The organism is Methanobrevibacter olleyae (genome assembly GCF_900114585.1).
GTDB classification, from domain to species: Archaea; Methanobacteriota; Methanobacteria; order Methanobacteriales; family Methanobacteriaceae; genus Methanobrevibacter; species Methanobrevibacter olleyae.
Window position 1 is genome coordinate 81,757 of sequence record NZ_FOTL01000005.1, and the last position, 12,815, is coordinate 94,571.

The window sequence follows — 12,815 nt, forward strand, 5'->3', positions numbered from 1 at the left end:
TAAAAACCCAATCAATCTAAAATTTCACGCCCAGATTTATCTAAAAATCCAATAATCTTAGATAAGCTATTCATATTCTGATTTGAAATAACAACATCTTTATGTGCTTTTTTAAGTAAAAATGGGTAACCTTCAGTTGAATTTGATTTAATAACCCTAAGAACTTCTTTTATATCTTCTTCTTCAGCATGATAAGGCAATTCAATTTTAATAATGTTTTTATTATCTTCAAGCCTTGCAAAGAATATTGTAAAGGAAAGCTCCCTAAAGAATTCATTTTCAATAGGAAAATCATGTTTTGTTTTATAGGTTACTTTTCTGCGATAATATTCAGAATAACCTTGTTTTTTTGTAAATCTATCTAAAATAGCCATATCAGGAATATTTGCATGGAATATTTCATTACTTGATGATGTTTTAGAAATTGCAATGATCTTTTTTCTATTTTCTAAAAGATATTTTAAAGCTATCAAATTTTCTAAACTTTCTAAAAAGCTAATTAAAGCATATTCATCTATGTTTTCATCTTCAAACAGCTCTTTAAACTCATTCTTAAATTTGTATGAAGATAAGTTTAATTCATTTGATTGTATTTCCCTTTCTAATTTTTCCTTAACTTTAGATATTATATCTTCTTTATACTCTTGAGAAATAGCCTTTTCAACAGGGATTGGACGTATTAAATCCCCTAAAATAGATCCATCATCCATATAATAATCGACTTTATAATCATTAAATGTTTTTATAGCTGTTTTTATCTCAAAAATACTCATCATATTACGAAGCCTATCTTCTATAAATGATTGATGAGGTATAATGTCTAATTCTACAGATTCAATTGTTTTAAGTTTTGAATCTATATCTTTAGGATTATAAATTAGAGACTCTGCAGATAGAGCATAGAAATTAAAACTTAAATATTTCTTTTTATTATAACTTCCATCTCCAGCTGCTAAAATAAGATTTGAATCAGGAGAGCTTATTTCTTCTTCATGCCATTTAGATTCAATATCTATTTTAGCTTCAACATACTCTTCTAAAGGCTCATCTATTAAACCTTTTTTTCTAATAGCCTCTTCATACAATGAATTTAACATGATAAAACCTAATAATTAATTAAATTATTTAATTTTTTATATCTTTAAATATTATTTCAATATTATAAATCATTTAATTTCTTAAATTTTTATATCTTTAAATATTGTTTCAATATTATAAATCATTTAATTTCTTAAATTTTTATATCTTTAAATATTGTTTCAATATTATAAATTATTTAATTTCTTAAATTTTTATAATATTTTTATATCTTTAAATATTATTTTAATCTTATAAATTATTTTATGATTAAATATATAATTTAAATATTTAATTAATTTAAAGAAAGAGCACCTGAAAAATAATATTTTTAAATAATATCTAATAAAAAAAAGTAAAATATAAAAAAGAGGATATAATCTATCTATCTTCTAAAACAATTTCATTATTATAAACTTATTGAGTTTGAATAAATGAAAAAATATAGTTTAATAAAAAAGTAAGAAATGATAAAAACTAATAGATAGTTTAATTATTCAGAAGCTTTACGAATTCCTGCTACTATTTCCTGGATTTTACCTTTAACATCTGAAGTTTCTTCAACAACAGTTCCTGTAACAACAATATCTGCACCTGCTTTTGCTGCAGTATAAGCTGCTATGCCATCACGGATTCCTCCACCTACTAGAAGAACCATATCTTGAGTAGCTCTTTTTGTATAAGCAACCATTTCAGGAGGAATAGCCTGATCTGCACCTGAACCTGCTTCAATATAGAAGAATCTCATACCTAAGTTTTCTGCTGCCATAGCATAAATAGCTGGGATTTTTGGTTTATTTCTTGGGATTAATTTAGCATCTCCAACCCAACCAACAGTTCCACCAGGTTCTGCTACTACATAACCCATAGGAATCTTTTCAATACCAGTTTTATTAACAGCGGGTGCAGCTAGTGCTTGAGCACCAATAATCCAATAAGGATTATTTGAATTTAAATAACTCATAAAGAATATTGCATCTGCATATTTACTTGCACCATTAATATTTCCTGGAAATAAAACAATAGGTAAATCAATATTTTCAGATAATGCTTTACAAGTTCCATCTAATGCAGAAGTGTCTACAGTAGAGCCTCCTACCATTATACCATCACTACCACCAGCAATAGCTTCTTTTGCAATATTTACTCCTTCTTCTGGACTTTGTTCATCGGGATCTATTAAAGTTAAATGAATTTTACGAGTTTTTAATATTTCTTTAAAATGAGCTTCTACATTTTCCATAAAATCACACTATTAAATTCTTAATTTTTTTAATTATTAATAAATTATAAATTAAATTTTTCTTAAAACCAATCTAATTATTAAATTTATTATAAATTAAATTTTTTAAGATAATTTAATTAATTACTTATATTTATTAATTTATTAGTATTTAAAATTTTAATAAATCATTTAAAAAAAACATTGATAAAACTTAAGTAAAAAGGATAGATTGCTAAAATGGTATAAAAATTGATAAAAATAGCATATATTTATAAAAATAGTTAAAATAGTGTATAAATTGATAAAAATAGCATATATTTATAAAAATAGTTAAAATAGTGTATAAATTGATAAAAATAGTAATAATAGTATCTAATAGCATATCATAAAGAAAAATAGTAAAAATCTAAAGAGAATATAAATTCTCTTTGAAGTTTAAAGGGATAGACTGAATCTATCCTCTAGGTTCTTTTGCTTTGAATCTTAAACCTTTGTAACCACATTTTCTACAAGTAGTAGCTCCAGCAGGATTACGTGCATTACATTTTAAACAGATTTTTACATTAAACATTCTGTTTTCTGCTTCTTCAAATCTTGCCATTTTAAAATTCCTCCATATCTTATTAAATTAATTGATCAATATAACTTAAATAGAAATTCATGAAAAAATTCATTAGAATTCATAATAAAAGTTTTAAAAGAATAAATTATGAAATACAATCATATGTACTCATAACTATTAATAAAATATATTAATTTAATAGTATATAAATGTTGGGTTTATTTGAGGTATAAAAATAAAATTTAAATAAAAAATAAGACCATTTAATAAAATAAACTTAAAATAAGAGCATATTAAATAAAATTATTTTTCATGAGCCTTTAAAAAATCATTTTGTATTTTTACAAGCTCTTCACTTGTTTTAACATCACTATAAGCTTCAAGTAAATCATAATTCATCTCAATAAATGAATGACCCCATTTAAAACCATCCATAATATGATTAGCTTCTTCTTTAAATCCAGTTATATAAAATGTAGCAGCAATAGCTTCATTTGTAGATAAGATACATGGTTTTCCAAAATTAACTGGATTAGCAGCTATTAAAAAAGGAAGAGATCTATGATATTTAGATAAACTAAAAAAGCTTGCTGATTTAGATACCTTGTTCCAAGAGCAATCAAGCCCTACAATACCTTTATCTTCAACAAGCCCTCTATCTTCATATGAAACTGCCTTTTCAGCAAATGGATTTAAAACAACTGCTCCACGAGGAATTTGATGTATTTTATAAATTATTCTGCATTTTCCTTGTTTTTCCATTTTAAATGTAGTGCATTTCCTTTTATCACATTCATTAGCATGAAAAACAGTTACTTTCATAAATATCACATTTAAATAAATTAAATCATATAAAATTTTAACTATAACTTTTAAATTAAGATTATTGATAATGCCTTTTAGTTTAGATTAAAAATAAAACTAAATAAAGATTATTAAAAATGCCTTTTAGTTTAGATTAAAATAAAACTAAATGAAGATTATTAAAAGTGCCTTTTAATTTAGATTAAAAATAAATAAAAAACAGAATAATTAAATTATTCTGTTGAAGATACATTACCTGATAAAAGATTGTCCAGGTATTTTTTATTATATTCAAATTCTTCCTTAGACATGTTTAAAACATTATACATCTGAGGAGCTTTTTTAGAATCTTTAAAACTAACACTTTTTATTAAAGGCTCTATATAATCCTTATATAACGGACAGAATAAAGTACCATCACATTCTGTTTCATTATTATAAGCAATTACACTGATTGTATATGCTGTATCATTAATATCAGCTTCACAAATATATACATTTATTGTATCATTTGAAGATGCTGAACTATTATTTGTTCCATTTGTACTAGGAACTGCTTGTGAATAGAATATCTTCCAAGATTGATTGTTATACTTTCTTACCTCAGGTGCTTCTAATCCTTGTAGGCGATAAAGATCAGTGATAAATGAACCATCCTTTACACAAGACATATTATAAGTAATATTATGTTCTTTATCTTCATAAGAAGCAGTCCAATTTGCTATAGAACTGTTATCTTTAATTTTGTTTTGGCTTACCTCACCACTAAAAGTACCGGAGATAAATTTAGTATCAAAATCTGTAGTACTGCCAAATAAATTAAATACATAAGCAGCACCTAATAAAGCTATAACGATTGCTAGAATTACTATAGCAATAATAGCTATTTTTTTACTGTTCATACTTTCCCTCCATAATTATTTAGAAAAATACTTGATTAATTAAAACTTAATAAATTTATATAAATTCTTAAAATAATTTATTAAATTTCTACAATTAATATTATTTATATTAGAAAAACTATTATAATAATTTATTGTTTTTTAATAAAAAAGTATTATAATTATTTCTAAAATAGTAAAAAAGTTAAAAATAAGATATAAAAGACTAAAAAAGTTAAAAAAGAGCTAATAATGAAATAAAAACTTAAAAAAGAAATTAAAAAGAACAGAATATAATTCTAAGAATCAGCTACAGTGAATTTAGGCCTAAATTTAGAACTTCTCTTCATGTTTTTAAGTTCTACTCTGGTAGGACATCTATATTCCTCTAAGATTAAAATTTTATAATCATAATCTATTGGCAAGGAATCATCTTTTCCATCGATAAGGCCTCTAAAGTTTGCACCAATCCAACCTGTTCCACCAATATTATAATTGATTCTATCTATAGCATTAAAACTATCAAAAAACATTTCCAATTCAATAGTTCTTTCCATTGGTGCTTTATAATGAATTGCAATAACTTTATCAGAACCAGACCTTATTTTGATATGTTTTTGATTCATTTTTAATTCTTCATCTTCTCTTAGTTTCTTAATTGTAAAAAATGGATTAATATCACTTTCTACCATCTTTTAACCTCCGAAAATAATTCATCTGTCCACTATTTAAAAATCTTTTGTTTAATTAAAATTAATTCTTTAAAAAAATTTCAATTGTTATATTTTTCAATTATTATTTAACTATTCTTATTATATAAAATTATTCTTAATCCTTTTAAGTTAAAAAACATCGAAAAGGTCATTTACTTGGCTTTATATCTAAATCATCATCAATAGTTTCTATATTTATTGATTCTGTGTCTTTTTTTCCTTTCTGTTCTTTTCTATATTCATAATATCCAATAGTTTCAAGAACTTTTGAAATATCCACTTTAGTTTCAAAACAGCCAGAAGTAGATAAAAGAACCCCTTGAGGTGCAAAATCTTCTAAAACCATCATTGTCTGATTTAAGTCTACATGACAAGCTACACCAACAACTGCCTTAAACCTATTTTGCTGAACTATCTTTTTAACAAAGCTAGAACCTGGTACAATAAATACCCTATAACCCATTGGCTCTGCTTTTTTTTTAATAATTCCAATTGCACATTTACCACAATATGTACATTTAATACCGGTTTCTTTTAAACTTGCTTCACAATGAGCTGATCTAAGGCAATGGGGCAGTACAATAATCTTTTCTTCAGGAGGTATCATTTCAAATCTATGTTTATTAACCTTATTTCGTACTTCTATTCCTATATTATCAACTAAGGCATCATCAAGCCCTAAAAGGTTTACTAAACTCTTTAATGGAGAATAAAATACATTTACAATAAATATAATCAATGATGGAAACAGCAATTTATTTCTCCTAACAAGAACTATTCCTAATATAAGTCCAATAATAAGAATAACTACTAATAAACATATCAGAAGAATAACAACCTCACCTATCAATTGGAATGCTTGTTCATGTAATAACATATAATCAATTAAATTTTTTATAAAGATCTTTTTAGAATAAATTTTTTTAAATTAAATTAATTTTAAATATTTCTTTTAGTAATAAACTTTTTAAAGTAAATTAATTTTAAATATTTCTTTTAGTAATAAACTTTTTAAAGTAAATTAATTTTAAATATTTCTTTTGGTAATAAACTTTTTAAAGTAAATTTATTTTATACTATTTTATTTTAAATATATAAAACTTTTTAAAATAAATTGAAACTAAATTTTTAATTATGAAATTATAATAAGATAATTAAAATGGCTCTATTTTATAATTTTTTAATTCACCTTCTATAATTACGCCATCTTCAGATTTAATTATATTTAAACCAGATAAGCTGTCACAAGAGCATAAGATATCTTGTTCAGGATGTGTTCCTGGAATTATACTGCAATCCAGCCTTACATTTTCCCCTACTGATAAAACCATTTTAAGTCTTTTTGAAGAAGGATGATTCTTAGGAAGGACAAGTATAGGCGATTCGATATCCCTTGTAAGATAAATAAGAGATCTTATTCCCTTTTCATATTTTGCACCTAAATTAAAGGAAGAAACCGCTATTAAATCATCTTCTTCAAGGTATTGTACAATTTCATCACTATCTGGAGTACCTATAAAAAGCATTTTATCTTCCCCAGCTTTAGATATTCCTACCATACCATTTTCACCAATTAAAAATAGTATTTCATCCTTTCTAAATTTAATTTCAGTTTGCATAATATCACCAATTAAATGATAAATATAATTATGGATATTAAATAAAATTATAATGAATATAATTATGGATATTAAATAAAATTATAATGAATATAATTATGGATATTGAATAAAATTATAATGAATAAGAATTATGGATATTGAATAAAATTATAATGGATTTAATAATACTTTAAAAATAGTAATTCAATCTAAAGCCTAATAAAAAAAGTTTAAAGAGTAAATATTTAATTTACCCTTAAAACATATTAAAACAGCAATTATTTATTCCTGTACTTCTACATTGTCACTTTGACAAGAAGGGCAGATAACTTTTTTACCTAATCCTTTAAAATCGTTTCCACAATCTAAGCATTTATATTTCTTTGTTTTCAATTTTTTCATTGAAAGGTCAGCCATTGGACCTCCAGAGCTGCACATAATATCACCTTAAATAGTTATAAAAAATATAACTATTGTTTTTAAGTAATTTTTATTATGTTTATTTTAGTATTTATATTATTATAATTAATTTTTAAAAAACAACATAATGACAATTAAGTATTGAAATAAAATAATTTTTTCAATTAAACTAATTAATTCTAATAAAAATATTTTTTAAAGTCAAAGTTAATCCCACAATAATGACAGAACTTATCATGGCTATCCATAGGCATATTGCAATATGGACATGTTTCACTATGGGATTTAGTAAAAGGTTCTTTTTTCTCCTTAGATAAATAATTTAATCTAATTAATAGAGATTCATTAGAAATTAACCCTTCTTCAAACTCTTTTTTTATTTGATTTTTGATTTTTAATGCTTTAATATGATTTAAATGGGCATCATCTATTAGAGATTCCATATAATCTGAGAAATATTCTTCAGGACCAATTACCTCATCTAGATTGTAATTTTTAAGTTTTAACTGATTTTCTAAATTAGAAATAGTTTCATTTATATAATCTATATTTTCTATAAAATACTGATTTATTTCATTGAAATAAGAATCATTAGCCTCATATCGATTTTCTAAACAGTTATAATGAATTATATCATAATTTAAAGGAGTGTTATATACAATATGGCTATTATCATAATCCAATATATGAATACTTGAACATATATTTAAATCATAAAAATGAGTTGATACCTCTTCCTCTAAATCTTGATTCTTATTTGAGATAACTTGATTTGGAGGAATGATAAACTCTATTGCACTTGCAACAATATTGTTTCTAATCTTTTTAGCAAAGCCATATTTAATTAATAGTTCAACAATTAAACGATTTGGTTCTATTATACTAGGTTTACTATGTTCTAACATAACCCTCTCTAGCTCATCTAAAAATAATCTATTTCCACGAAACTTAGGTAAAACATAGATATTGTTTAATGCAACTGTAAAAAATTCTCTTGAAAAATCGTAACTTACAAATCCTACAACTTTATTTTCAAATACTAATTCTTTAAATAAGCTACAATCATAGGATTTTAATAATAGATCTTCTTCATTTAAAGAATCATAAATATAAGGATACTCTTTTTCTAAAATATCTATTATAGCAATTGATTTTTCACTAAGATATATCTTTTGAGAATTGTCTTCATTAATTATAAAATCTTCTTTATCCATATTATCCCATTTAAAAAAATAAGAATAAATCTAGTTTTAAATAGCCTTTAATAAATTTATAAAATTAAATAACCATATAAAATTTAGTTTTAAATAGCCTTTAATAAATTTATAAAATTAAATAATCATATAAAATTTAGTTTTAAATAGCCTTTAATAAATTTATAAAATTAAATAATCATATAATTAGGTTAAAAAGAGAATAAATAAGTTATTTATCATAATATTCCATTAATTCATTTGATTCTTCAGTTGATTCAAATTCATTTAAAAATTCTTTTAAGTCATTGAAAAATTCTTTTTTTCTTTTATCTAAATCTTCAATTTTAGAATAATCTTTTTTAATAATTAAGTTTATTGAAATGTCATCTGTTTCAATAGAAATATTCGGAAACTCTTTATTTGAATTATTGTTTGAATTGTTAAAATCAATAGGTTTATCAGAATCAGAAATTAAACTGTCCCCAGCAGAAATTAAGCTATCAAGATCATTAAATTCAGTTGAATCATCATTAAAGATAGGCTTACTATTTTCTAATTCATTTTTAAATTTTTCAAATTCTTTTTTAAAATCAATGTATTCTTCTTTTGACATATCAATCAATTAACTCATGAATAAAAAAAAAAAGTAAACTAAAATCATATATCATTAAATTTTTTAAAAAATTATCAACTTGACACATTAACAATAAAATAAAAAAAGATAATTTATGTTAAATTGATAATAATTAAATTATCTTCCAAGCTCTTTGTGAGCTTTAGCTAAATGGCCGGCAGCTAATGCACCAATTAAAGATAATTCACCTGCCAGAACAGTTGAAATAACAATCTCGGCAAATTTACCTACCTTTTCACTACCTGCACAATCAATTATCTTTAATCCTTCATTTGCAGTTTCAAGTCTTGTTCCACCGCCAATAGTAGCTATTGGCAAATCCGGCATATTTACAGAGAAATACAAATCTCCATCCTTATCTTCAGCAGTTGTAATACCGAGAGAACCCTCTACAACATGTGCTTCATCTTGACCGGTTGCTAAAAAGATTGCTCCAATCATATTAGCAAAATGAGCATTATAAGCCATACTACCAGCTGCAGCAGAACCTATTAAATTTTTAGCAATGTTTACTTCTTCAATTGCCTTTGCAGTTGTTTTAAGTTTAGTTCTTACAATATCCTCTGGAATTAAAATATCTGCAACAACGGTTTTTCCCCTACCTTCAACTATATTGATAGCTGAGGGTTTTTTATCTACACAAAGATTTCCACTTAATGCAATTGCATGCACTCCTAAATCTTTGTATAATTTTTCCAAAACCTTTTCAGTAGCTATTGTAACCATATTCATACCCATACTGTCTCCGGTTGAGTATACAAAACGTGGATAAACATAATTTCCTACGATGATAATTGGATCTATTTTAATCAATTTTCCATGACTAGTTGTAGATTCTGCTATTTCTTTAAGTTCTTCAAACTTATCTTCAAACCATTGTTTTACTTTAACAGCTTCAACAAGAGATTCTGTTTTGATTACAGGAGCTCTTGTCATTTTATCAGCGATAACTCTTGCATTAGCTCCTCCAGCAGCAGTAATAGCTGAACAACCTCTATTAATTGATGCAACTAATGCACCTTCAGATGTTGCAAGAGGTACAAAGAAATCATCTTTTGCATGTTCTCCATTAATTTTTAATGGCCCAGCTACTCCAATAGGTATTTGTACAGTTCCTATTGGATTTTCAATATTTTTAACCATAGCCATTTCCATATCTAATGTATAATTAGCTATTTGACTAAGTTCACAATCAGAATATTTTTCTATAAACTCTCTTCTAATATCTAAAGCTTCTGTAGCATTTTCACTAAATTTATCAATTTGATAAAGTTTCATTTCACCAGCTAATAACTTACTAATGATTTCTTCTTTGTCCATAATATCACTCTAGAAATAGTTCTCTTAAAAAATAGTGTTTTTACACATAATTAATTACAAGATTAAGATTTTCACACAATTAACTATTAGATTAAAATTTTCACATATAATTAATTGCAATATTAACATTTTTATACAAAATTAACTATTAGATTAAGATTTTAAATATTAATTCATGATTTGGAATAAATTAAAAAATAAAAAATTAGGAGAAATTATTTTCCACGAACTTCTTTAATATGATCTACGATTTCAGAAGGTTTTTGAGCTACTTTCACACCAGCAGCTGCCAAAGCTTCCATTTTGCTTTTTGCAGTTCCGGAATTACCTGCAATAATTGCACCTGCATGACCCATTCTTTTTCCAGGTGGTGCAGCAATCCCTGCAATATAAGCTACAACTGGCTTAGTAATGTTCTCTTCAATATATTTAGCAGCAGTTTCCTCTGCCTCTCCACCGATTTCACCAATCAATACTATTTCATCAGTTTCAGGGTCTTCTTCAAACATCTTTAATACATCAATATATGGAGTGCCAATAACTGGATCTCCTCCAATACCTACACAAGTACTTTGACCGATTCCTGCACGAGTTAACTGGCTTGCAATTTCATAGGTTAATGTACCGCTTCTAGAAATTAGCCCTACATTACCTTCAGAGAAGATATGAGTTGGCATAATACCAAGTTTTCCTACTTTAGGAGAAATAACTCCAGGAGTATTTGGTCCAATAACAGTTACCCCCTTCTCACTAGCATAAGCCATAATTTCCATAGTATCATGAACAGGAATGTGTTCAGTGATTATAATAACCAAATCTAAATGCTCAATCGATTCAAATGCAGCATCTTTAGCAAATGGAGCTGGTACAAATATAATTGATGCATTTACATCAGTGCTTTCTTTAGCTTCTTCAATAGAATCAAAAACAGGAACTCCAAAAACTTCTTGACCGCCTTTACCTGGAGTTACTCCTGCTACAATATTAGTATTATAATCAATCATTTGTTCAGTGTGGAATTTACCTTGTTTTCCAGTGATTCCCTGTACTAAACATCTAGTATTTTCATTTAATATTATCATATGTCATCACAATCGGAAATTTAAATTAAACTCTTTTATTATCTGTAAAATTAATTGTAAAATAATTAATAAAACCAACAATAAAATTAACAATAAACTTAATTAAAAGTTAACTTAGTAATTTTAAAAATTAATAATCAAATATATTTTTAGTTTTTAAATATTAAATAGTTAATCATTTATTATATGAAAAATGACATTTTATTTAAAAATCGAAAATAATAAAATTAGAAAAAATAGAAGTGAAAAATAGGAAAAAACTTTAATAGAGAATTATTAAATACAGGCTAAATCAAAACAGCCCTTTATTAAAAATATTTAAGATAATCATATCATAAGTTGATTAAAATGATAGTTAACCTAAAATTCTTGTTTTATTTTCAAATGGTATAGATAAGTCAATCATATTTCCATTCATCAATGCAGTTACAGATACAAGCACACTACCTGGAAGTACATTACATGGAGTGTGTCTTTTAACAAGATAAGTATTTTTATTTCCTAAAACAGCTCCAATCATTGCACTTGCAACAACTGATATTTGCTCTAATTCACTAACAGAAACTACAACAACAGGATCATCAGTATCATTAGAAACATATCCAACCCCAGGAATATCTCTTCTAGAACCTATTTTATCAGAGACATCAATAACATCTTTCATACCACTTGCAGCTTCAATAGCAGAATTAGCAACATCTTCAACAAAAGATTCACCACCATAAGTATCAAAAGCCATGATTATTACATCTTGATAAGGTCCATCTTCAAGATTTGCCTCTGCATAGGATATTCCTTCACCAGCATCATCCGGATTAGTTGAGATTCCATCTAAATCCCCTGAATCTTCTGCATTATCCTTTAATATTTCTACAATACCTCCATTTATAGTTTCTAAAAGTTCATCTTCAACAAATGCACTAATTACCACATCATCACCAGTGATATTTGTTAAAGCTGCTTTTTTAGCACCTAGTTCTAAAAGTTTAGGAATGTCTTTTTCAATATTTTCAACTAATGAACTAGAAACAGAAACATCGTTATTTGAAATATCTGCACCAATAGCTACTACTTTCATAATATCAATTATATCTTTTATTTTTATAGTTAATATCTTTAATTATTTAATTTGAAAATATTTCTATTGTTTATTAAAAAAGACTATTATTTAATTTAAAAATATTGATATTATTTATTAAAAAGACTTCAAAATCAATTAAGTATTTAATTAGATAATTTAAATATATAATTAGATATAAAAACATTGAAATAAAAAATATTTAACAAAACCCTTTAATAC

Annotated in this window: 14 protein-coding genes; all 14 read right to left on the reverse strand. The window is 25.2% G+C overall.

What is annotated here, in order from left to right; all coding sequences use genetic code 11:
• Nucleotides 1-11: 11 nt before the first annotated feature.
• The 14 genes from BM020_RS02555 to BM020_RS02615 all read right to left on the reverse strand — a co-directional run bounded on the left by BM020_RS02555 (nt 12) and on the right by BM020_RS02615 (nt 12,593).
• Complete coding sequence (locus BM020_RS02555; protein ID WP_067146473.1) at nt 12-1,097, reverse strand: DNA double-strand break repair nuclease NurA; 1,086 nt, start codon at nt 1,095-1,097, stop codon at nt 12-14.
• Between the two features lie 473 nt (nt 1,098-1,570).
• On the reverse strand, nt 1,571-2,320 hold the full coding sequence (locus BM020_RS02560; RefSeq protein ID WP_067146476.1) for a phosphoglycerol geranylgeranyltransferase: 750 nt from the start codon (nt 2,318-2,320) through the stop codon (nt 1,571-1,573).
• A gap of 436 nt (nt 2,321-2,756) precedes the next feature.
• Complete coding sequence (locus BM020_RS02565; protein ID WP_048812436.1) at nt 2,757-2,903, reverse strand: 50S ribosomal protein L40e; 147 nt, start codon at nt 2,901-2,903, stop codon at nt 2,757-2,759.
• A gap of 264 nt (nt 2,904-3,167) precedes the next feature.
• Nucleotides 3,168-3,686: a DUF367 family protein gene (locus BM020_RS02570; protein ID WP_067146478.1), complete on the reverse strand. Its 519-nt coding sequence runs from the start codon at nt 3,684-3,686 to the stop codon at nt 3,168-3,170.
• Between the two features lie 215 nt (nt 3,687-3,901).
• Complete coding sequence (locus BM020_RS02575) at nt 3,902-4,570, reverse strand: hypothetical protein (protein ID WP_067146480.1); 669 nt, start codon at nt 4,568-4,570, stop codon at nt 3,902-3,904.
• Nucleotides 4,571-4,848: 278 nt separating this feature from the next.
• Nucleotides 4,849-5,241 carry a hypothetical protein gene (locus BM020_RS02580; protein WP_067146482.1) on the reverse strand — a complete coding sequence of 131 codons (393 nt, stop codon included), beginning with the start codon at nt 5,239-5,241 and terminating at the stop codon, nt 4,849-4,851.
• Nucleotides 5,242-5,410: 169 nt separating this feature from the next.
• A complete protein-coding gene (locus tag BM020_RS02585) occupies nt 5,411-6,139 on the reverse strand; it encodes a DUF116 domain-containing protein (RefSeq protein WP_074798099.1) in 729 nt (242 codons plus the stop codon).
• 277 nt (nt 6,140-6,416) lie between these two features.
• Nucleotides 6,417-6,881: a hypothetical protein gene (locus BM020_RS02590; protein ID WP_067146487.1), complete on the reverse strand. Its 465-nt coding sequence runs from the start codon at nt 6,879-6,881 to the stop codon at nt 6,417-6,419.
• A 264-nt stretch (nt 6,882-7,145) separates the two neighbouring features.
• A complete protein-coding gene (locus tag BM020_RS09710; RefSeq protein WP_200781239.1) occupies nt 7,146-7,301 on the reverse strand; it encodes a hypothetical protein in 156 nt (51 codons plus the stop codon).
• A gap of 161 nt (nt 7,302-7,462) precedes the next feature.
• Nucleotides 7,463-8,497, reverse strand: a complete 1,035-nt coding sequence (locus tag BM020_RS02595; RefSeq protein ID WP_067146488.1) for a GNAT family N-acetyltransferase — start codon at nt 8,495-8,497, stop codon at nt 7,463-7,465.
• Nucleotides 8,498-8,708: 211 nt separating this feature from the next.
• Complete coding sequence (locus tag BM020_RS09785; protein WP_234970501.1) at nt 8,709-9,092, reverse strand: hypothetical protein; 384 nt, start codon at nt 9,090-9,092, stop codon at nt 8,709-8,711.
• 138 nt (nt 9,093-9,230) lie between these two features.
• Nucleotides 9,231-10,433 (reverse strand): hydroxymethylglutaryl-CoA reductase (NADPH), encoded by a 1,203-nt coding sequence (hmgA, locus tag BM020_RS02605; RefSeq protein WP_074798101.1) that lies wholly within the window; start codon nt 10,431-10,433, stop codon nt 9,231-9,233.
• Between the two features lie 215 nt (nt 10,434-10,648).
• Nucleotides 10,649-11,515 carry a succinate--CoA ligase subunit alpha gene (sucD, locus tag BM020_RS02610; RefSeq protein ID WP_067146493.1) on the reverse strand — a complete coding sequence of 289 codons (867 nt, stop codon included), beginning with the start codon at nt 11,513-11,515 and terminating at the stop codon, nt 10,649-10,651.
• Between the two features lie 355 nt (nt 11,516-11,870).
• Nucleotides 11,871-12,593, reverse strand: coding sequence for a hypothetical protein (locus BM020_RS02615; protein WP_067146495.1), 723 nt, complete (start codon nt 12,591-12,593; stop codon nt 11,871-11,873).
• Nucleotides 12,594-12,815 lie beyond the last annotated feature (222 nt).